Source organism: candidate division WOR-3 bacterium (genome assembly GCA_039801905.1).
GTDB lineage: Bacteria > Hydrothermota > Tepidihabitantia > Tepidihabitantales > JBDRVQ01 > JBDRVQ01.
This window is the reverse complement of record JBDRVQ010000014.1, coordinates 1-21,405: the sequence shown is the minus strand read 5'-3', so window position 1 is coordinate 21,405 and position 21,405 is coordinate 1. Positions and strand designations below refer to the sequence as shown.

General features: G+C 45.8%; 24 protein-coding genes and 1 other RNA gene. 10 read left to right on the top strand and 15 right to left on the bottom strand.

The window, feature by feature from the left end:
• Window positions 1-132: 132 nt before the first annotated feature.
• The 9 genes from pheT to ABIL00_03965 all read left to right on the top strand — a co-directional run bounded on the left by pheT (window position 133) and on the right by ABIL00_03965 (window position 8,695).
• Window positions 133-2,376: a phenylalanine--tRNA ligase subunit beta gene (gene pheT, locus ABIL00_04005; GenBank protein ID MEO0109924.1), complete on the top strand. Its 2,244-nt coding sequence runs from the start codon at window positions 133-135 to the stop codon at window positions 2,374-2,376.
• Complete coding sequence (locus ABIL00_04000) at window positions 2,373-2,567, top strand: hypothetical protein (protein ID MEO0109923.1); 195 nt, start codon at window positions 2,373-2,375, stop codon at window positions 2,565-2,567. The genes pheT and ABIL00_04000 overlap by 4 nt, the downstream gene beginning before the upstream one ends.
• 50 nt (window positions 2,568-2,617) lie before the next feature.
• A non-coding RNA gene (gene ssrS / locus ABIL00_03995) (6S RNA) lies at window positions 2,618-2,797 on the top strand.
• 15 nt (window positions 2,798-2,812) lie between these two features.
• Window positions 2,813-4,369, top strand: coding sequence for a ribonuclease Y (gene rny / locus ABIL00_03990; protein MEO0109922.1), 1,557 nt, complete (start codon window positions 2,813-2,815; stop codon window positions 4,367-4,369).
• Between the two features lie 3 nt (window positions 4,370-4,372).
• Complete coding sequence (locus tag ABIL00_03985) at window positions 4,373-5,152, top strand: TIGR00282 family metallophosphoesterase (protein ID MEO0109921.1); 780 nt, start codon at window positions 4,373-4,375, stop codon at window positions 5,150-5,152.
• Entirely contained in the window at window positions 5,145-6,449 is a 1,305-nt protein-coding gene (locus ABIL00_03980) for a glutamine synthetase family protein (protein MEO0109920.1), read from the top strand. The genes ABIL00_03985 and ABIL00_03980 overlap by 8 nt, the downstream gene beginning before the upstream one ends.
• 1 nt (window position 6,450) lies before the next feature.
• Window positions 6,451-7,269, top strand: coding sequence for a GTP cyclohydrolase FolE2 (gene folE2 / locus ABIL00_03975; protein MEO0109919.1), 819 nt, complete (start codon window positions 6,451-6,453; stop codon window positions 7,267-7,269).
• A complete protein-coding gene (locus tag ABIL00_03970; protein ID MEO0109918.1) occupies window positions 7,266-8,096 on the top strand; it encodes a M55 family metallopeptidase in 831 nt (276 codons plus the stop codon). The genes folE2 and ABIL00_03970 overlap by 4 nt, the downstream gene beginning before the upstream one ends.
• On the top strand, window positions 8,093-8,695 hold the full coding sequence (locus ABIL00_03965) for a hypothetical protein (protein ID MEO0109917.1): 603 nt from the start codon (window positions 8,093-8,095) through the stop codon (window positions 8,693-8,695). Before ABIL00_03970 ends, ABIL00_03965 begins: the two co-directional genes overlap by 4 nt.
• Here the strand turns inward: ABIL00_03965 and ABIL00_03960 are convergent.
• From ABIL00_03960 to ABIL00_03900, 13 genes are all read right to left on the bottom strand, one after another.
• Window positions 8,692-9,099 (bottom strand): NUDIX hydrolase, encoded by a 408-nt coding sequence (locus ABIL00_03960; GenBank protein MEO0109916.1) that lies wholly within the window; start codon window positions 9,097-9,099, stop codon window positions 8,692-8,694. The two genes, ABIL00_03965 and ABIL00_03960, sit on opposite strands and share 4 nt — an antisense overlap.
• The gene (gene rfbD / locus ABIL00_03955) at window positions 9,081-9,911 is read right to left on the bottom strand and encodes a dTDP-4-dehydrorhamnose reductase (GenBank protein MEO0109915.1); all 831 of its coding nucleotides are present in this window, start codon (window positions 9,909-9,911) and stop codon (window positions 9,081-9,083) included. The genes ABIL00_03960 and rfbD overlap by 19 nt, the downstream gene beginning before the upstream one ends.
• A gap of 2 nt (window positions 9,912-9,913) precedes the next feature.
• Window positions 9,914-11,203 carry a signal recognition particle protein gene (gene ffh / locus ABIL00_03950; protein MEO0109914.1) on the bottom strand — a complete coding sequence of 430 codons (1,290 nt, stop codon included), beginning with the start codon at window positions 11,201-11,203 and terminating at the stop codon, window positions 9,914-9,916.
• A complete protein-coding gene (gene rpe, locus ABIL00_03945; GenBank protein MEO0109913.1) occupies window positions 11,191-11,835 on the bottom strand; it encodes a ribulose-phosphate 3-epimerase in 645 nt (214 codons plus the stop codon). The genes ffh and rpe overlap by 13 nt, the downstream gene beginning before the upstream one ends.
• Window positions 11,832-12,536, bottom strand: coding sequence for a PASTA domain-containing protein (locus tag ABIL00_03940; protein MEO0109912.1), 705 nt, complete (start codon window positions 12,534-12,536; stop codon window positions 11,832-11,834). The genes rpe and ABIL00_03940 overlap by 4 nt, the downstream gene beginning before the upstream one ends.
• Window positions 12,533-13,459 carry a methionyl-tRNA formyltransferase gene (gene fmt, locus ABIL00_03935; protein MEO0109911.1) on the bottom strand — a complete coding sequence of 309 codons (927 nt, stop codon included), beginning with the start codon at window positions 13,457-13,459 and terminating at the stop codon, window positions 12,533-12,535. Before fmt ends, ABIL00_03940 begins: the two co-directional genes overlap by 4 nt.
• Window positions 13,459-13,965: a peptide deformylase gene (gene def, locus ABIL00_03930; protein MEO0109910.1), complete on the bottom strand. Its 507-nt coding sequence runs from the start codon at window positions 13,963-13,965 to the stop codon at window positions 13,459-13,461. The genes fmt and def overlap by 1 nt, the downstream gene beginning before the upstream one ends.
• Window positions 13,966-14,289: a preprotein translocase subunit YajC gene (yajC, locus tag ABIL00_03925; GenBank protein ID MEO0109909.1), complete on the bottom strand. Its 324-nt coding sequence runs from the start codon at window positions 14,287-14,289 to the stop codon at window positions 13,966-13,968.
• A 2-nt stretch (window positions 14,290-14,291) separates the two neighbouring features.
• Complete coding sequence (nadD, locus tag ABIL00_03920) at window positions 14,292-14,891, bottom strand: nicotinate-nucleotide adenylyltransferase (protein MEO0109908.1); 600 nt, start codon at window positions 14,889-14,891, stop codon at window positions 14,292-14,294.
• Between the two features lie 47 nt (window positions 14,892-14,938).
• Window positions 14,939-16,042 (bottom strand): outer membrane protein assembly factor BamD, encoded by a 1,104-nt coding sequence (bamD, locus tag ABIL00_03915; GenBank protein ID MEO0109907.1) that lies wholly within the window; start codon window positions 16,040-16,042, stop codon window positions 14,939-14,941.
• Entirely contained in the window at window positions 16,039-16,851 is an 813-nt protein-coding gene (locus tag ABIL00_03910) for a purine-nucleoside phosphorylase (GenBank protein ID MEO0109906.1), read from the bottom strand. The genes bamD and ABIL00_03910 overlap by 4 nt, the downstream gene beginning before the upstream one ends.
• A gap of 78 nt (window positions 16,852-16,929) precedes the next feature.
• The gene (locus ABIL00_03905; protein MEO0109905.1) at window positions 16,930-17,070 is read right to left on the bottom strand and encodes a hypothetical protein; all 141 of its coding nucleotides are present in this window, start codon (window positions 17,068-17,070) and stop codon (window positions 16,930-16,932) included.
• A gap of 389 nt (window positions 17,071-17,459) precedes the next feature.
• The gene (locus ABIL00_03900; protein MEO0109904.1) at window positions 17,460-17,606 is read right to left on the bottom strand and encodes a hypothetical protein; all 147 of its coding nucleotides are present in this window, start codon (window positions 17,604-17,606) and stop codon (window positions 17,460-17,462) included.
• A 300-nt stretch (window positions 17,607-17,906) separates the two neighbouring features.
• Between ABIL00_03900 and ABIL00_03895 the strand changes: the two genes are divergently transcribed.
• On the top strand, window positions 17,907-19,637 hold the full coding sequence (locus ABIL00_03895; GenBank protein MEO0109903.1) for a T9SS type A sorting domain-containing protein: 1,731 nt from the start codon (window positions 17,907-17,909) through the stop codon (window positions 19,635-19,637).
• Between the two features lie 78 nt (window positions 19,638-19,715).
• Here the strand turns inward: ABIL00_03895 and ABIL00_03890 are convergent, their stop codons facing one another.
• Both ABIL00_03890 and ABIL00_03885 read right to left on the bottom strand, forming a co-directional pair.
• Window positions 19,716-20,450, bottom strand: a complete 735-nt coding sequence (locus ABIL00_03890; GenBank protein ID MEO0109902.1) for an acyl-CoA dehydratase activase — start codon at window positions 20,448-20,450, stop codon at window positions 19,716-19,718.
• The coding region (locus ABIL00_03885; protein ID MEO0109901.1) for a uroporphyrinogen decarboxylase family protein at window positions 20,441-21,405 on the bottom strand (965 nt) is incomplete at its 5' end. The genes ABIL00_03890 and ABIL00_03885, both read right to left, overlap by 10 nt.

Here is a 21,405-nt window from a genome sequence, read left to right as displayed (position 1 = left end):
CTTCTATCGCCAGAGGTTTTATTAAAAGGATTTTCGGGCGAGAATTTTGCCTATTAAAGATTTTGCCCAAGTTTTCTTGAAAAGCCTTACGGTTGCATTTGACATTTAGAAAAAGGGGATTATTATTTTTAGATGCTACTTTCCTTTCGCTGGCTAAAAGAAATCTTAGAGATAAAAGAAGACCTACCCAAAATCGCCCAAATTTTAACGGAAAAAGGAATTGCCGTAGAAAATATCTTAAATTATGGTCAATTACTTGATGGCTTTCAAGTTGCCGAGATTACGGAGATCACCGAAAACCATCTTACCCTCTCTTTGGGCAAAGAGGAAGAGAAGGTGGAGAAGATAACCGGCGTAAAGGTGAAAGATAAAATTGGCTTCCGCCGCCAAAATAAGAAGATTCTGACCGGTGAAGAGATTAATTTCGGAAACGGGTTGATTATTTTAGATCAAGAATTCCCCTTAGGGGAAAACCTAAATAACCTCCTTGATGACTATGTCTTAGATTTAGAGACAACCACTAACCGGGGTGACCTTTTATCAATCTCTGGTATCGCCCGAGAATTGGCAATCTTCTTAGATTGTGGAGTGAGAGAAGAAGAGACAGAAATCCCTACCGAAATTGAACCACCAACCACTTCTTTAATCAAATTGGAGATTGAAAATTCTACTGATTGCCCCTCTTATCTCGGTCGGATAATCTCGGAAGTCCAAATCGCCCCTTCCCCCTTTTCCCTCCAGTGGCGGCTCTTTGTCTCCGGAATTCGCCCCCATTCCAATGTCGTTGATGCCACCAACTACACCCTCCTCAAATATGGTCAACCCCTCCACCCCTTTGACCTAAATCGGGTCTTTGGGGAAAGAATAATTGTCCGCCGGGCAAAACCAAAAGAGAAAATAAAGACGATTGACGGCGAAGAGAGAGAACTCTCCCCAGATATTTTAGTCATTGCCGACTCTTTACGGCCGATCGCCATCGCCGGGATAATGGGTGGTGCCAACTCGGAAATTGTGGCCGGGACCAAAAAGGTCTTCTTAGAATGTGCCCATTTCCACCCCTCAGTAATTAGGAAGGGTTCCCTTTCCCTCCGTTTGCGCACCGAGGCGAGCCGGAGGTTTGAATTGGGAATTGACGAAGAAAAATTAAAAGCCGCAATTGATTTTGCCTCCTCTCTCATCGCCCATTTATCCGGGGGAAAGGTTCACAAAGGAATGATTGGTCAGGTAGAGAAGATAAAAAGGAAAAGCCTTTCCCTCTCCTCCCTAAAAGTCTCTCAGGTCTTGGGCGTAGAGATTGATAATAACTCTATTTTCAATGCCCTAAAGAGAATGGGATTTTCCCCGCAGGGGAAGAGAAAGATTAAAGTAAAAATCCCTTCCTACCGGAAGGATATTAAAGAAGAGATTGACCTCATTGAAGAGATCGCTCGTTTCTACGGCTACGAAAACATCCCCGAGAAATTTTCTCTCAAAGGTTCAAAAGCCGGGGAGAGGGATATTACCGAAAAGGGAATTGTCCAGTTGAGCCTCTTTTTAATAAATAACGGCTTCTCCGAAGTGAAGACCACAAGTTTTACTAATGAAGAGACCGTTAAATTTTTAGGAATCAACTCCTATCTCAAAATCCAAAACCCCCTCAATAAGAACCTCACCCTTTTGCGTCCCTTCCTCCTTCCCACCTTCTTACCGGTGATGAGCCATAACTTCCGGAACGGAAGGAGAGATTTGAGGATATTTGAGATCGGCAAGGTCTATCTCGAAAATGGAGAAGAGGAATACCATTTGGCTCTTGCCTTAGCCGGCGCTCCCACCCCCCTCTTCTGGCAGAAGGAGAAAATAGAATACGACATCTTTGACCTCAAAGGTATCTTCACCTCCCTCTTAGAATTCCTCTCTTTTTCGGAAGTAGAGTTCCTACCCACCGATCTTCCCTTCTTTGCTCCGGGAGAAGGGATGGTCCTCAGGATAAAAGAAGAGATCGGTTTTCTTGGTCTCCTCAACGAAAAGATTCTGAAGCCTTATGATATTGACAATCCCATCTGGTTTGGGGAAATCTCCCTCCTTCACTTCCTCGCCCCGAAAAGAAAGTTCTATCAGCCAATCCCCGATTGGCTGCCGGTGGTCCGCGACTTCTCCTTCCTCCTGGCGAAAAAAGTTCCGGCGCAGGAGGTCTTAAAATTAGTGAGGGAGAAATTTGGGGATAAGATTATCCGTTGTGAAATTTTTGACCACTTCTTCGGTCCGCCGCTCCCTCCTGAAGAGAAGAACTTGGGCATCAGAATCACCCTCCCCCCTTCGGAAAAGAGCGAAGAGATCTTAAAAGAGATTGTGGCGGCCATCACCAATCAGTTTCAAGGAAAATTACGTCAGAGATGAAATCGCCGTCTAATCAAGAAGAAGATCTCAAATCCCTTTCCGAAAAAATTACCTACCTGAGCACCGAATTGAAAAGATTGCGGGAGGAAAACCGCCGCCTCCGGGAGATGATAAACTTCTTCCAGAAGCGGGACGAAAAATTGAAAAAGAAACTGAAAGGCCTCCTTGACAAGATAGAAAAATTCTTCTAAAATAAATTGAAGAAAGATTAGGAATTGCTCATTGGAAATTTGGTGCTGTTTGCTCCCTGCGGTGTGCGTGATCGGTTAAAAGGTCTTGAGCCAACACCTAAAGAAAGGGAGCCGGATGCCGATGCCGAATGCTTACTCCCGAGTTGAGAAAAGCAGGACGCATCTTTAAGGCACCCACTTATTTTTTTAGGTTCAGAGACCGCTACCGACACGACACAAGCGGGGAGTTTCTTTTGGAGGAAAAAATGGTAACGCCTTTATTTCTGTTTATCTTGGCTTGTCTCATTGGTTTTGCCTTTGGTTACCTAATTAACCAGAGGGTATTCAACCAGAAATTGAAAGATATAGAAAAGAGACGGGAGAGCATCTTAGAAGAGGCAAAGAGAGAGGTTAAAGAATATAAAGAACGGATAGAAAGGGAAACTAAGGAGAACTTAAAAAGAGAGAGGGAAGAAAATCTTCTCCTCTTAGAAAAAAAGAAGGAAGAGTTAAAAAGATGGGAGAAGGAACTCTCGGAACGGGAATTTAGTCTGCGCGACTGGAAAAAAGAATTGGAGGCGAAGGAAAATGTCCTCTTGCGCCGGGAAAGGGAACAGGAGACAAAAGAGCGGACGATTAAGGTGAAGGGGGAGCGTTTAGACCAACTAATTAAAGAAGCGAACGAGCGCCTCCTGCGGATTGCCAATATTGATGAAGCACAGGCAAGGAAGGAAATTTTAAAAACCTTAGAAGAGAAGGTAAAACTGGAAGCGGCGCAACTCTTCCAAGAGATGCGGGAAGAGGCGATAAAAGCCGCGGAATTGAACGCTCGGGAATTTATCCTCCAGGCAATTCAGCGGTGTGCGGTCTCCCAAACCCAAGAATCAACGGTGAGTGTCGTCTCCATCCCCTCCGAAGAGATCAAAGGGAGGATCATCGGCCGGGAAGGAAGAAATATCCGAACCTTTGAAAATCTCACCGGGGTGGAAGTAATCATTGACGATACCCCGGGGGTAATTACCCTTTCCTCATTTGACCCGATGCGCCGGGCGATTGCCCAATTAGCGATGGAGAAACTAATTGCCGATGGTCGGATTCACCCCGCCCGAATTGAGGAAGTGATTGAATTGGCAAAGAAGGAGATCGCCACCGCCGTGGAGAAAGAGGGTGAAGCCTGCGCCATAGAGTTAGGTTTGGTCGGCATCCATCCGGAACTCCTCTCCTATATCGGCAAGATGAAATTCCGAAGTAGTTATGGCCAAAACCTTCTTCTCCACTCCAAGGAGGTTGCCCACTTGGCAGCAATTATGGCGAGTGAGTTAAAACTTGATCCGGCTCTTGCCCGCCGGGCGGGTATCCTCCACGATATCGGCAAAATCGCTGACCGCAATCAGGAAGGAACCCATGCCCAGATTGGTGCCGCCATTGCCCAACAGTTCAATGAAGATGAGATAATCGTTAACGCCATTGCCAGCCACCACGAAGAGGTTCCCTTTACTAACCCCTACTCCTTCTTAGTGGCGGCGGCGGATTCCATCTCCGGCTCCCGACCCGGAGTGCGGCGGGAGAGTTATGAGACCTATATCAAAAGGATCACCAAATTAGAAGAGATCGCCTCCACCATTCCGGGCGTAGAAAAGGCTTATGCTATGCAGGCGGGGCGCGAAGTGAGGATTCTGGTTGATCCGGAAAAGGTCTCCGACGCTGAGATTGCTATAATCTTACAAAAGGTGATTGATGCCTACGAGAAGGAGATAAAATACCCCGGAACAATTAAGATTTCAGTAATCCGAGAAAAGAAGACCATTGGTTATGCCCACTAACCGATGAAAATTATCTTTCTCGGCGATATCTGTGCCAAACCGGGTCGGCAGGCAATATTTGACCATATGGAACGCCTGAGAGAAAGATACGAACCGGATTTCATTATCGCCAATGCCGAAAATGCCGCGGGCGGTTTTGGCCTCACCCCAAGTGTTGCTACCGAACTCCTCACCAAAGTTGACTGTCTCACTCTGGGCGACCATTTCTTAGACCGCAAGGAATTAATCCCTTTCTTAGAGACGGAAACCCGTATCCTCCGGCCCTTGAATCTTCCCCCGGGTGCTCCGGGTCATGGTTACCAAATTTTTAACCGCAACGGAAAGAAAATCGCGGTAGTCAACCTCTTAGGCCGGGTCTTTTTAAGACCGGTTGACTGCCCCTTCCAGAAGATCCGAGAAGTTCTCTTTTCCCTCCGGGAAAAGACGAAGGTGATAGTTGTTGATTTCCACGCCGAGGCAACTGCCGAAAAGGTGGCGATGGGTTGGTTTCTGGATGGTGAGGTCTCAGCGGTCATCGGTACCCATACTCACGTCCCAACCGCCGACGAAAGAATTCTACCGAAAGGGACTGCTTACATCACCGATATCGGGATGTGTGGCGCCTTAGATTCGGTCTTGGGGATGAAGATTGAAACCTCCCTCAGAAGAATCTTAACCGGTCTCCCCTACCGGTTAGAACCCGCCACTACAAATATCAAACTCTTAGGTGTCTATTTAGAAATTGAAGAGGAGACGGGGCGGGCAAATCTAATCAAAAGGATTCAAGAACCAGAAGATGCTTGAAATCCTAAATCGGATAAGGGAAGAGAAGATCTATTTTATTGACCTCTGGTTTTCGGACATCCTGGGTTCGGTGAAAAACTTGACCATCCCCGCCTCCGAGATGGCAAAGGTTTTAGAAGAAGGAATCTGGTTTGATGGCTCTTCCATTGAAGGATTCGGTCGCATCTCGGAGAGTGATATGTACCTCCGGCCCGACCCGGAGACTTTTGCCATTCTCCCCAACTCCGAAGTGAAGACCGCCCGGCTCATTTGTGATGTCTTCGCCCCGAATTACGAACCATTTGTTGGCGATCCCCGTTACATCTTGAAGGAGATGACAAAATCGGCTCGGCGTCTCGGTTATGAATATATGGTCGGGGCGGAATTGGAATTTTATCTCTTCCGTCCCGAAAAGGGTCTCAATTTTCCTCAGGACCAAGTTGGTTATTTTGACCTCTTGGGGGACTCGGGCTTAGAACTCCGCAGGGAGATTTCTAACCAACTTTCCTTTCTGGATATTGAAGCCGAAGCCGGTCATCACGAGGTCGGACCGGGGCAACAGGAGATTGACTTAAAATATACCGAGGCGCTAAAGATGGCAGACAACTTAATAACTGCTAAGGTGATTATCAAAAAGGTTGCCCAGGAGAAAGGGCTCTATGCCACCTTCATGCCCAAACCCCTATTTGGCAAACCAGGCTCCGGTCTCCATCTCCACCAAAGTCTCTTCTCTAAGGGAGAAAATATCTTTGCCGAGCCAAAGGATACCTATGGTCTCTCAACGATCGCCTACCAATTTTTAGCAGGAGAGTTAAAGTATGTCAAAGAGATTTCCGCTGTCCTCTCCCCCATCGTCAACTCCTACAAAAGACTCGTCTCTGGTTTTGAAGCACCCGTTTATATCTGCTGGGGGCAGATGAACCGCTCCGCTTTAATCCGGGTGCCCAAAATTAGTCCGAAAAAGATCCTGAATACCCGCATTGAACTACGTTCGCCGGATGCCAGTTGCAACCCCTATTTAGCCTTCGCGGTGATGCTCAAAGCGGGACTGGAAGGGATAGAACAAAAACTCACCCCTCCCCCACCCGTGGAAGAGAATGTCTATAACTGGGAGGGGATTTCTCAAAAAAGGGAACTAGACACCTTGCCCCGTTCCCTATTTGAAGCCTTAGAATATTTTAGCCAAAGTAAACTGGCGAGGGAAACCTTAGGGGAATACCTCTTCCAGAAGTATCAAGAGATTAAGATGCGGGAATGGCAGGAGTATTGTCTTCAGGTTTCCCCTTGGGAATTGGAAAAGTATCTTCAACTTTACTAAAATGAGGGACGTGCAAAACGAAAAAGGTACCCTTAATTTCCCAATTGATAAAGTTGGGATTAAGGGGCTAAAATACCCCATCCGTCTCCGGGATAAGGCACATAAGAGTCAACACACCGTCGCCACCATCAACATCTACGCCGACCTCCCCCATAACTTCCGAGGGACTCATATGTCAAGATTTGTGGAGATTCTCAACCGCTTCCATCGGGAAATCGCCATTACCAATATCGGTAAGATCTTAAAGGCGATCAAAGAATCCCTCAACTCTTCGGCGGCCCACATTGAACTCCAATTTCCTTACTTCATAGAGAAAGAGGCTCCCGTCTCCCAAGCCAAAGGACTTATGGAATACCAGTGCCGATTTATCGGTTTTTTAGAAACGGACACCTTCCTCAAAGATAAAATCACAATTTATATGGGGGTTACGGTTCCGGTAAATCTTCTCTGCCCCTGTTCTAAGGAAATCTCCGAAAAGGGGGCTCATAATCAGAGAGGAGAAATTCGGGTCTTAGTGAAATTCAAAGGCTTCCTCTGGTTAGAAGACCTAATCGCTCTGATTGAAGATTGTGCCTCCTCTCCGGTCTATTCCCTCTTAAAACGAGAGGATGAGAAATATGTGACGGAAAATGCCTACCAGAATCCAACTTTCGTGGAAGATGTCGCCCGCAACGTTGCTGACCGCTTAGAGAATCATCCCGATATCATTTGGTATTCCTTAGAAGTAGAAAGCCAAGAATCAATTCATAACCATAACGCCTATGCGGCGATTGAGAAAAAGGTTAAACCATTACCAAAAGAGGAGAGGAAGGGATTATGAGATTCTTTATCTCTTTTGACTTAGAAGGGATGCCGGGAGTCGTCTCCTGGGAAGACTACGAAACCAACTTCCCTCAATACCAGAAGATAATTATGGAGTGTCTGAAAGCAGTGATTTCAGGTATGGAAGAAGTTGGGGATTTGGAAAAGGTAGTAATCTGTGATGCCCACGCCTGGGGGCATAATATCCCATTCCCCGAACTTCCACCTAAGGTCTTCCTCTTCCGGGGAGTACCCAGAAACTTAGGGATGGTTGAGGGGATAGAAAAGGGATTTGACGGTCTCTTCTTTTTAGGTTATCACGCCAAGGCTGGAGAACCCTTCTCCACCCTTGACCATACCTATTCCTCCCAAACCTTTTATTCTATCAAGATTAACGGCCAGGAGATTAGCGAATCCTTGCTCAATGCCGCTCTCGCTGGCCATTTTGGTATCCCCCTCCTCTTTGTGGCAGGGGACGATAAGTTAGTGGCGGAGGTGAAGAAAGAGATTAACCCTCAGATCACAACGGTCATCACCAAATATAGTTTCTCCCGTTACGGTGCTCTAAACAGGCCCTGGGAAGAGGTGGTCGGGGAACTGAAAGAGAAGACGAAATTAGCCATCGCCCGAAAGGAAAAGGTGAAACCTTTTAACTTCTCTTCCCCCTGCCGCTTAGAGATGACCTTCCTCAATACCGCTGGTGCCGATCTCGCCTCCCTAATCCCGGAGAGTAGAAGAACTTCAGGTCGAGTGGTCTCATATAAAGCGAAGGATATAATTGAGGTGAATAAAATAATTAGGCTTTCTGCGATCTTGGGTTTAGCTGCTCGGGAGTTTTACAAATGAAGACCCTAATCGTCAATTCCTATCACGCTGACCCGGAAAATAAGATTCAGCCTTATATTGATTTGGTAAAGAAGTTTAGCGAATACGAGGTGATTCCGGATGCGAAAGTCTTTGCCAAAGGTGAAGAGATTTATGACTATGATTGTTTAATCCTTTCCGGTTCTCCGGCTTTAATCTCTAAGGGTTGTTATTCCCATTCCTATTTGACCTTCCTCCAAACCCTAACCTTACCCACCCTGGGTATCTGTTATGGCCACCAAATTTTAGCCTTCGCCGCTGGTGCCCAAGTAAAACCCGGAACCGAGGTGAAAGGAGAAGAGATTGTCACCATAATTGATTTTAAGGATATCTTCAAAGGGTTACCGCCGGAGATTAGAGTTTTTGAATCCCACCAGGAGTATGTGGAACCGGAGAATTTAGAAGGGCATGGTTTTTTAATCATCGCCACTTCCCCCAGTTGTCCGGTGGAGGCAATCCGCCATATCAGTAAACCCCTTTATGGGGTCCAGTTTCATATTGAACGTTCCGGCTTGATTGGGGAAAGGATTTTAGAAAATTTTTATAAAGAAGTGGTCCAAAAGAGAAGGTGCTTTCGTTAAATCTTCTTCTGAAAGTAGTGGGAGAGTATCTTCCTATGATCAAAGGCGATCTCTTTGGGAAGGGTCTCTTTGGTAAATAATCCAACATCTTGGGCATCACTCCTCGCCTTCAACTTCCCCACCCCCTGAGCAGTAAAGACGACCGAAACGCAATGAAATCTTGGATCGCGCTGCGGATCGGAATAGGTACGAAACTGCTTCAAATTTCTAACCAAAAGACCGGTCTCTTCCTTTGCCTCCCTTCTTGCTGCTTCTTCCACACTCTCCCCGTATTCCACAAATCCCCCGGGTAGTGCCCAACCGAAAGGGTAATTTTTCCTTTTGATCAGAACAATCTTTCCCTGATACTCAATGATAATATCAACCGCCAGTCGGGGGAATTTCTTTAACCCTCTTTTAGGCATTCTTCAAGCGCCTCTAGCCAAGGACGCAACTTCTTCCCGAATACCCTTTGGTATTTACTATTATCCAAGACCGAATATTTTGGTCTTCGGGCAAGACGACCCGCTTCCTCGCTTTTGATTGGTTTTATCTCCTTTCTTCCCAAAATTCTTCCAATCTCACAAGCGAACTGAAACCAAGAACAGAAACCCGAATTGGTGATATGGTAGATACCATAGGCTTCGCTTTGCAATAAATCAAAAATCGGCTCCAATAAATCTTTAGTGTAGGTGGGTGAACCGATTTGGTCGTCAACTACCCTAATCTCTTCCCCCCGCGCCATTTTCTCCTTAATCGTATTAACAAAATTTCTCCCCTCCCGACTGTAAAGCCAGGCGGTGCGCAGGATAAAAAATCTTTCTAACCTTTTCACCACCATCTCTCCGAGATATTTCGTCTCGCCGTAGTAATTGAGCGGATTGGGGACATCCTCTTCGGAATAAGGGGTCGTTTTCTTTCCGTCAAAAACATAATCGGTGCTCAAGTAGAGAAACTTCGCGCCAATCCTCTCGGCTGCCGCCACCAGATTTGCTGTGCCCAAAAAATTTGTCTCATAAGCCTCTTTTCTTTTCACCTCCGCCCCATCAACATCCGTAAAGGCGGCTAAATGGACAATCCCTTCTGGTCTCTCCTCAATTAACTTTTCCGTCACTTCCCTCTTTCTGATATCCCATTCTGGTAAGTCCCAACCGATGACCAGAAAGTCTTTTTCTTTTAAGTAGAGGACCAATTCCCGACCCAACATCCCCTTGGCACCTGTCACCAATACCTTCATTCTTAAAAGAACTTACCAAAAGGCAAACCCTTAAATTTCTTTAAATTCTTTGCCATCTCCTTAAACATCTTCATCTCTTTAAGTACCCGGTTCACCTCTTCCACCGTGGTACCGCTTCCTAAGGCGATGCGCCTCCTTCGGGAGCCGTCAATGATTCCTGGATTTTTCCTCTCCTCTTTGGTCATAGAGAGGATTATCGCCTCAATCCGTTTTATCTCCTTTTCGTCAACTTCTATCCCTTTCATCCCCGGCACCATAGAAAGAAGTTTGGAAATGGAGCCCATCTTCTGAATCGCCCTTAACTGGGAGAGTAAATCTTCAAAGTCCAATTCCCCTTTTATAAACTTTTCCGCCATCTTCTTCTGCTCTTCCACCTCCATCTTACTTTCCACTTTCTCCACCAGAGATTTTATATCACCCATCCCTAAAATCCGACTGGCGATGCGGTCGGGATAAAACTCTTCCAAATCTTCAATCCGCTCCCCCACTCCGGCAAAATAGATGGGCACACCCGCTACCATCCGCACCGAAAGACAGGCACCGCCTCGGGCGTCGCCATCCAATTTCGTCATAATACAACCATTTATTCCTAAACGCTCCTGAAATTCTTTTGCCTGAGCGACCGCATCTTGACCGACCATCGCATCAACAACTAAGAGAAGATAATGGGGCTTTATTCTCTCCTTCATCGTTCTCAATTCCGCCATCAACTCTTCATCAATGTGCAGCCGGCCAGCGGTATCCAAAATTATGAGATTATTCCCCCGAGAATTGGCTTCCCTTAAAGCCTCCTGCGCAGAAATGAGCGCTGTCTCCTTTACCGGGAAGAAATCAACCCCCACCCTTTGAGCTAAAATCGCCAATTGTTCCGAAGCGGCTGGTCTCTTGGGGTCGCAGGCGACCAGCATCGGTCTCTCTCTTTTAAAGCGAAAAGCTAACTTGGCAGCGGTTGTGGTCTTACCAGTACCTTGAAGACCAACTAAGGCGATGATGAGGGGTCGAGCCTTGAATTCTAATTTCACCGGCTTCTCACCCAAGAGGCGAACCATCTCTTTGTAAAGAATGACCCTTAATAACTCTCCCGGTCTAATCGCCTCGGTAACCTTCTCCTTTGCCAAACTCTCACCCAAATTTTTAATAAACTCACCCACCACCTTATAATTGACATCTGCCTCCAATAAGAGAAGCCGCACCTCCCTTAAAAAACCATCAATCTCCTTTGGGGTCAACTTCCCGTAACCAAAAATTTTCCTCTGTAATTTGAGAAATTTATCCGAGATTAAATCAAACATCTTAACCTCTCTATCGTCTTTTTATAATCTGGGGAACGGAAGAGAAAGGTACCAACAATCACCATATCCACCCCCACTTCTTTCAGAAGGGGTAGATTCTCATCATTCACCCCCCCATCAACGGAAACGATAAAAGAGAGTTTCTTCTCCTTCCCTACCTCCTTTATCTTTCTAATCTTTTCCAGAACCGCGGGCATAAACTTCTGCCCCCCAAAACCCGGCTGGACACTCATCACCAAAACGTCGTCCACTTCTTTAAGATAAGGTAAAATAAGGGTATGGGGGGTATTGGGGTTTAAGGCGATCCCACAAAGTCGTTTTGCCCGACGGATGAAGCGAATACAATCCTTAACCCTCTTTGTCGCCTCAATGTGAAAAATAACCCCGTCCGAATCCGGCAGAAACCATTCCAACATCTTCTCTGGTTCAAAGACCATCAGATGGCTAAAGATGGGTTTGGTGGCGATCTTCCTTATCGCCTTAACAACCGTCGTCCCAAAACTGAGATTCGGTACAAAGTGGCCATCCATCACATCCAAGTGGAAGGAATCAATTCCCGCCGCTTCCGCCTTTTCAATCTCCTGAGCCAAAATTAAAAAGTTAGCATTAAGAATAGAACCCGATATCTTCATCTCTTCCCTTTCGTTAGAACTAAAACTACCTTTCCCCCAATCCGGACCCGCATCTCCTCTTCGGGATATTGGAAAATCACCGTTCCTGCCTCTTCCTCCCCTTCCTTCTCCCGCACCTCCTCTAAGACCAAACCCAAACTGTCAAGCACTCGCCGCGCCTCTTCTAATTTCAAACCGACGAGTCGGGGCATCAAAACAAAACCTTCTCTCTTTACCACCAAAACCCGGACAACACTTCCCTTCTCTAAGACACTTCCCGGTCCGGGGATACAGTTCTTTACCTCTCCTTCGTTTTCGCCGTAAACCGTCTCCAACTTCGCCTCCAAACCAACCAGTGCCAAAGCCTCAAGAAATTCCGAAACCTTTTTGCCGGAGAAATCGGGTACGATTGCCTTCCCCCTCCCTTTGCTTAAAGTTATCTCCACCACCTTTCCCTTTTTCACCTTAATTCGGGGACGGGGATTCTGGGCAATCACCTTCCCTTCGGAATATTCCAAACTGAACGCCCAACGCTTCTCGCCGATCTCCAAACCAAAATTCTTTAATAAACTCTCTGCCGCCGCTTCTCCCATCCCAATCAGATCGGGCATAACAATCACCTTTTGGCTTTTGGTGAGCATCGGCATAATTAGAAAGTTGATTAAAAAAAGGGTCAGCAAAAAACCGGAAACTATCCCCAAAAAGAAACGGAACCACTTCATTCAAACTTCTCCCCAACTTTTGGCTTATAGCCGTTAACAAAATCCCGACCGGAAACTATTCCCCTTCCTTCTACCTTCAACTCCTTTATCTTCAATAAGCCTTTTTTTGTGCCGACGAATAAATCGCCTCCCGAAATGATAATCGCGCCGGGTTCTTCTAAATCAGAATCATTCTTGGGAATTTCCGATTTGAGAATGATTACCTTTTTCTGCCGAAAGGAGGTGAAGGCCCCGGGCTTTGGGGAAAATGCCCGAATCTGATTGTGAATGAAATCCCTCTCCCTTTCCCAGGAGATGACTAACTCCTCTTTCTTTATCTTTTGGGCATAAGTTGCCTCTCCCTCATCCTGCGGCAAAGGTTTCACCCTCCCCTCCTTAATCAAGCGGAGGGTGCTTAAAAGGAGATCCGCCCCGATTAAAAATAACTTCTTTTTCAAATCACCATAAGTCTCACCTCTCCCAATTTCTACCACTCTCTGTTCAATTATCGGTCCGGCATCAATCCCTTCGTTCATAAAAATTGTTGTCACGCCGCTTTTCTCTTCCCCGGCTAAAATTGCCCTTTGAATTGGAGCCGGTCCTCGGTATTTGGGAAGAAGGGAAGGATGGAGATTAATGAAACCCTTGGGGAAGAGATTTAATAATTCCGATTTTATGATGTGCCCGAAGGAAACTAAAACCCCAACCTCTATCTCCTCCTTTCTTAAAATCTCAATAAATTCAGAAGCGTTGGGGTCTTTGGGGAAGAGAGGCTTAATCCCCTTCTTTTGAGCAAAGAGGACCAGAGGCGAGGGAAGGAGTTTTAATCCCCTCCCCTTCGGTTTTGGGGGCTGGGTAACTAAAACCCTAACCTCCCCCTCCTCAGCCAGACGTTCTAAAATTGGTAATGTCTCTTCGTCCCCAGAAAAGTAAGCAATCTTCATCATCCCTTTCTCTTTTCCTTTAACTCCTTTAACCGGCTCTCCAGAAAGCGCATCCGAATTGGACCCAAATAATCAATGAAGAGTTTCCCTTCTAAGTGGTCGATTTCGTGCTTTGCCGCCCGGGCTAAAATCCCGGCAAATTCAAACCTCTTCTCCTTTCCCTCTTCATCCCACCCGACAACAACCAAAAAGCCCGGTCGGCAAATCACCTCTTCAATTCCGGGGAGGGAGAGACAACCTTCTTCCTTTTCTATCCTCCCCTCCTCCTTAATGATTTTCGGATTAATCACCACCAAGAAATCTTCCTTTTCTGATTGGGGGAGGCGAAGGAGAAAGAGGGAATAATTGGCTCCCACCTGATTTGCTGCCAAACCGAGTGCCTCACAGCTCTGAGCGGTCTCTTTCATATCGGCAATTAACCCCCGAATCTCCTCATCAATCCTTGCCACCTCCTTCGTCCGCTGCCGGAGGATTGGATCATCAAATATCCGAATTTTCCTCACCATTTAAGAAGCGCTCTTTTTATAAGAAATAGCACTCTTCTCCACCTCAATCCGGGTATTCTCATCAACCTTAATGATGAAGGTATTTTCCTTTACCTCGGAGACCACACCGTGGATGCCACCCGCGGTGACGACCCGGTCGCCCCTTTTGATACTGGCGATCATCTCCTGATGTTTCTTCTGCCTCCTCTGCTGGGGTAGGATCAAGAGGAAATAGAAGACCAAAATTATGAGAAGTAAAGGGAAAAGGGAAGCAAAAGGGTTCACCGGCTGTTGCCCTTGGGCATAAAGCCCAGAGAAAAAAATTAAGAGATAAAGTATTAGCATAACTACTCCTTAAAAAGACCTTTTTCTAAAATATATTCATAAACCTTTTCTGGCAAAAGATACCGAACGGAAAGACCTTTTCTTATCTTCTCCCTTATCTTCCTCCCCCGGATATCAATCTGGGAGACATTCAAAATCTTCACCCGGGGAAAGCGGCGCCGTAGTCTTCGGTCAATTTCCGCGCCCGGTCTCCTCATCACCCAGACCTCCGCCCACTTAAATAACTCTTTGGGATTTTTCCAACTCCCTAACTCCCGAAACTGGTCACTCCCGATAATTAAAAATAGTCGGTCTTGGGGATAGCGTTTCCTTAAATCTTTTAAGGTGTCAACCGTCCAGGACTTCCCGCCTCTTTCCCTTTCTATTTCCGAGAGGGAAAAATAGGGATTTCCAGCAATTGCCAGAAGGAGCATCGCCTTCCGGTCCTCATAAGGGAGAACTTTCCGCTTGTGCGGTGGGTTAAAGGAGAGAAGGAAGAGAACCTTATCCAATCTCAACTTCTCTCGCACCTCTTCCGCGACAATCAGATGACCATTATGAATCGGATTAAAACTGCCACCGAAGATGCCAATCCGTTGCACTATTATCCCTTTTTTCCTCATAATATACCTAATTCCAAAACTCAAAAAGACAAATTCATATTTTCATGTCATTCTATTTTAAATTCGCATCTTCTATTCTTCCAATATTCTTTCTCATCCGATGTTACGGGCATCTCTTCGCCGTAGGAAATAATTTTAAGTCGGTCAGCATCAATCCCGAGTTTCACCAAATAATTCTTTACAAATTCTGCTCTTTTCAATCCAAGGTGGATATTGTATTCGGAAGTACCGAGGGGACAACAATGACCTTCTATTGTAACTTTTACGTCGGGGTGCTGTTTTAGGATCTCGGCATTCTTTTTAAGAATCACAGTATCTTCAAGTCTGATGTTTGATTCATTAAGGTCAAAATAAACGGCTTCTAATTTGACGCTCGACTTGACGGGTGGTTCTTCTGGTGGTTTTACTACTACAGGAGTCGGCAAACCTGCCAGAACTTTAGTTATCCTCTTCTTCCTCTCCTCCTTTATCGGCTTAGCCAGTAACTCCTCAAAAATCTCTTTTGCCTTCTCCCTCTCCCCGTTGCGCCAGCAAATCTCTCCTAAGAGATATTTGGCTTCTAAGGCAGCCTCGGTATTAGGAAATTCCTTACTCACATACTCAAAATAGACTTGAGCCGATTGCCATTCTCCTGCCTTGTAATACAAAAGCCCAGCGGCAAATTCCTTCTCTGCTAACCGATTACTAACCTCTAAAAGGAGGCTCTCCATCTGGGGAAGATAGGAAGAATTTTCTCTTTGCTCCTTAAAATCAAGGATAAACTCCTTTAACTCCAAAATCTCTTCTTGGTCCTTAGTAATTTTGGGGAGAGAGAGAAGAAAGGAACGGGCATATTTATAACTCGCCTCCTCCTGATATTTACTTGCCGGAAAGTTCTTTAAGAAGAAAGAGAATTCCTCCTTCGCTAATTGGTAATCCTTCTTCTGATAATAGGTTTCGGCTAAAAAAAATTGGGCATCCGCCAGATAGGCACTTCCCGGATGGTGATAGATTATCTGATTGAAGACCCTTTCCGCCTCTTTATATTTTCTTTGATTGAGATATTCAATACCCTTCTGGAAGAGGGAATCAACCGGTTCCACCATTTCCAGTGTCTTCCTCCGGGCACAGAGGAGGAGACTGATCAAGAGAAAAAGGGAAAATATCCTCACAATCTCCCAATCACCTCTTTAATCAAACTGGTCAATTTCGGTTCTGCCTTACTGGCATTATGGAGAATCTCTTTCAAATCAACCGGCTTTAAGGCATCGGGTAGTCCCATATCGGTAATCACCGAAAAACCCAAAACCTTAATTCCCACCTGCCGGGCAACAATTACCTCCGGTACGGTTGACATCCCAACCGCATCCGCCCCGAACTGTCGGAAGAGTCGGTATTCCGCCGCGGTCTCAAGATTCGGACCGGGGACGGCGATATAAACCCCCTTTCTTAAAGGTATCTTCAATTCCAGAGCCACCTCCTCGGCTAAGGCGATCAATTTCGGATCATAGCACTGAAACATATCCGGAAAGCGCGGACCAAATTCCGGGTCGGTAAGACCCCGGAGTGGGTTATCCGGAAGAAAATTGATATGGTCAGTTATCACCATAATATCTCCGGGTTGGAAAAGGGGATTTAAGCCGCCCGCGGCATTAGAAACGATCATTTTCTCCACTCCCAGTTTCTTCATCACCCGCACCGGTAAGGTAATCTCAAACATAGAATATCCTTCATAAAAATGGAACCGACCCTCAAAGGCACAGACCGGCCTTTTCTTCACATAACCGAAGATTAACCTTCCGGTATGGCTCTCAACCGTTGGTTTTGGAAAATGGGGAATTTCTGAATAGGGAATAACTTTTACTTCCTCAATCTCCCTCGCCAACCTCCCCAGACCGGTTCCTAAGATTATCCCGACTTCTGGCTTAAAACTCGTTAGCGAGCGAATCTTTTGCCCAGCCTCTTCAAGCCAATTTTTCATCTTTAATTTTACTAAATAATAACCCGATGTCAAATCCGCAGGGATATTGACATTGGGAAATCTTTTGCTGAAATAGAATTAATGAACTATCAAGGTAAAAATAATAATTGGCATCAGCGCCCTAAAACTCTGGGCATCATCCTTTCTATCTTTGGCTTTTGATACCCTTCTATCCCCGGCTGCCAAGAGTACCTTCCTCTGGACAATTATTATGGGCATTGTCTACGGCTTCCTATTACATTTGGAAAGTGAAGGCTCTACTCCAAGAGAAAAGATTATCCTTTTCCACTAACCATTTGCTATTAGGCTCTCATTTTCCCTTCGGATTAAATCCATAGTTAGAGAGAGGATTAAATTCTTTCTTATCTCTTCTATTAAACTCTCAATTAGGCTTTTAATTATACCTCCGGTTATAACCTTTCTTAGACTATTTATTAAATTCTCAATTAAACCATTTATTAAATCTCCGATTAAGGCTAAAATTATGCCTTATACTATGCCTTCCGTTAAATCCCCGATACCATCCCCTGTATGCTACACCCCTTTTTATAAAAATAAACCCCTCCTTTCTTATCTAATAAAGTTCTTATGATTTAATGCCCTTTTAGTTAAGTCTTAATTACCCGATAATACCTCCTTAAATCTCTCTTCCAATAATTAAATATAAGGGTCGGGATTAGAACCCAATAACTTAGGAAACCCTTCTTCTCTATAACACCCAAAAAGGCAAAACCCTTAATAATTAACTTCTTCATAGCCCTCTATAATAAATACGGAAATACCCCCCAATTTCTGACACTAAATTTCCCCCCTTTTTTATAAGTCTTTAATTTACAATAACTTATTATTGGGGTATATATTTTTCCCTCTCCGTTTGTGAGTATGAGTGATACTCGGGCCACCGATCAACTTAAACCATCTTCGGTACAAATCGCCTTCCCGGTAGATACTTTCGGTGGAGGTGGATCATTCTGAGGCGGATAAGATATTTTTGATGAAAACCGGCTTATTGACTTTTTCCTCAAAATTGCTAAAATTTTAGTTAGGAGGAAAGTATGTATAAATATATTACTCTTTCTTTATTTATCTTTCTTGCCTTTGCCGGAACGGCAAAGGGGGAAGAAATAAAGTGGCTTCAGTACCCTCAAGAGGGAATCGCGATTGAAAATCCTTTTCCGACTCCTCACCTTACGGAATTTCCTCCCGCCGAACCGAACGATTCCCCAGATGTTGACACCCTCTTTTATGATGACCGGAGTGCAGCGAATGCCTGGGTCTGGTACCGGCAGGGAAATGGTTGGGGAGTGAAATTTATCCCACCGGCGGATAATGTCACCCTGAATGGTGCCCTCCTTTATCTCTGGGATGCCAGTTGGCCCGTTCCCGGTGGTAACCGCTATCTCATTAAGGTCTATGATGATGATGGTCCAAATGGTGCCCCCCGAACCCAACTCTTTGCCTCCGAGACCCTTTCCGGTACCAGAGGTGCCTGGAATTATGCGACAATCAACATCCCAATCACCGGTCCTTTCTATCTCTTCTATGTCCAGGCGGATTCTTATCCTCTTTGTCCCGGTTTAGGGATTGACCGTTATGACAACGCCCCGGACAATGTGGAGTGGCAGGTGGTAGGTGGTGATTTCTCTCCGGATAAGAGAGCCGGAGAATGGCTCCTCCGCCCGGTAATTGACTGGACACCCCAGAATAAGAATTTGGCTTCCATCATCTTTGGCAACTTACCCCTTGACACTATCCCCCGCATCACCCTCACTCTAAGGGCAAGTGTCCGGAATATGGGTTTAGACACCGTTCCGCGCGGTGTCCCGGTTAAGTTACAAATCACCGGTCCTTTGGGTTATTTCTATCAGGATGTGAATGAGACAACCTCAACCGCCCTCGCCCGACGCGCCAGTCAGCAGATCACCTTCTCCCCGGGCTGGCGGATTCCGGATACCGCCGGCAATTACAAACTGACCGTCTGGCACGAATACGCCCTTGACCAGTTCCGGAAAGATGACACAATTAAGAAGACGATTGGTGTTGCCCGTTGGCTCACTTATGCTAACTGGAATAACCCATACTGGGTCACCTGGGCTGGTTCGGAAAGGGCGGTGAAGTTCACGCCTTCTGATTTTGGCCAGAGTTATCCCTTCCGCATCCAGAGGTTAAGACATCAGTTCTACTATCATTCCCAAGCCCCCTGGCCGGATAGCGCTTTCCAATTCAAAATTTACGCCAATGACGGTCAGACTTTACTTTACGAATCGGATACGATAAAGGCGGTCAGTTATCCCTTGGTGATTGAACATGATGTCACCAATCCCCCAACCATCACCTCTGGTGATTTCTGGGTTTCAGTTGCCCCGAGAAGTGCCAGTGGCCATCCTTCAACCTTAGCCGATAATGTCACCACTCGTCAAAAGTCCTATTTCGGTGCCCCTGGTTATTGGTACCTTTGGGGTCAGGGAGAATTCTTTACCGCGGTGGCGGTTGGCGGCGTAACCGCCATTGAAGATATACCAGCCAAGCCCATCTTTGAGGTAGAAACCTATCCCAATCCGGGAACTGTCGTGAAGGTGCGCTGGCAGGTAAGAAACGAAACACCGGTGAAGATTGCCCTTTACGATGCCATTGGCCGGGAAGTGAAGAAGTTCTATGAGAGTTCTGATGCGAGAGCCAATAGCGGTATCTTAGAAATCGGTCGGGATGCCCTACCCGCTGGTATTTATATCTTCCAGTTAAGAACCCCAACCGAAACCTACAACCGCAAAGTCGTCCTCCATTAAAATATAGAGGGAGGGGAAGAGAAGTTTCTCTTCCCCTCCTTTTTTATTGATGATGAGGAAAATAGAAATGTTGGAACTCTATCCTGATTGTGCGGAGAGGGCAGCTCCAAAAGCGCCAATGAATTGGGGGAATTCGGGAATGATTACTTCTCCCATGACCCTTTTTATCGCCTTAACCAATCCCGGATTGATTGCCCCTCCCCCACAAAAGAAGATTGGTTTTTCAATCCCAATCGTCCCCCCAATCCCCAAAATCCTGCGGATGACCGCCTCACAAACCCCAGCGGCAATATCATCTATCCTCCTTCCTTCACTAATTAGACTCAGGATTTCAGTTTCCGCCATCACGACACAAAGGGAATCGATCATCTCCGGTTGGTAAGATTCGGCTGCTAAATTGCCGAACTGTTCAAGGGTTAACCCTAAGGATTGGGCAATCTTTTCAATGAAATTCCCGGTGCCCGCGGCACAGCGATCATTCATTACGAACTTCTCTACCTTACCACCTTTCACTTTTATAATCTTACTATCTTGTCCCCCAATATCAATAACTGTCCTCACCTTCGGATTAAAGTAAGAAGCGCCCCGGGCAAAAGCGGTAATCTCGGTGATTATCAAATCGGCATCGGTCACTAAATTTCTCCCATAACCCGTCGCCACTATTTTTTTGTAGCCGATTAACCTCTTTTTCACCTCTTCAATTGCCAATTGGGGTTGAAAGGCGGTCTTGATTACAACTTTATCTTTAATCCCATCCTCCGCCAATAATACCCCTTTGGTGTAGCAAGCACCAATATCAATTCCTAATACCATCCTGCCTCCTTAGCCCCTTCTACGAATGCCATAAGGTTCTCTTTTGGGGTTTTAATCGGAACCTCACAACCGGTGGCGGCGATATAACCCTTTTCCGCTTTCCGGCCAATTTTCACCATCTCTTTCACCCCTTCCTTAATTGCCTCGGGCGAAGAGAAGATAAGATTGGTTGGTGGGAAATTTCCAATAATTCGCATCTTCCTTCCCAGTTTCTCGCAAATGAGACTCATCGGCACTTTATCCAAACTGATGAGGTCCGCGTTCGTCTCCGGGAGGAGATCGAGAATTGGTTCGGTATCACCGCAGATGTGAAGAATACAATCAAGGTCATAGCGATGGAGAAAATTTATCAGTCCCCTTTCATAAGGAAGGGCAAATTCCTTAAAAGCCTTGGGACTGATTACACTGGTGGAAGCCAGAGGGTCAACAATGATTGGCAAGCCACCAGCATCAATTATGGCAGAGGAAAATTCTATCGCCGCTTGCAAAGAGACTTCCAGGAGATCTTTCACCAGAGAAGGATTCTGAATGGTATTGATGAGAAATTCTTCCGGATTAATAAGGAACATAGCCGTAGTAAAAGGAGCGGGCAGATAAGCCAGAATTGGCACCCGATCACCGAGTGTTTGATAAGTAAGTTCAATCGCCTCTAAGTAGACAGGCAACCTCCCGGTGGCATGAGGGTCTGGTATTTTAAGTTCTTTAATATTTTTTCTATTAAGGGCGGGGGTTTTAAGGACGGGCAGATCATCTTCCGGATAGAAGAATTCCGAACCGAGCGCTTCCGCAATTATCCCCACTTCGGAGAAAATGTTAGTGGCATCACAACCAAATTCTTCCCAGGCGATAATCTGTGCCTTCGCCATCGCTTTGCCATTGGTAGAATATTCCCTTAATTTCATCCCTGCCACCTTTGCCGAAAAGGAGGTGAGTAAAGGAATTACTGGACAACGGT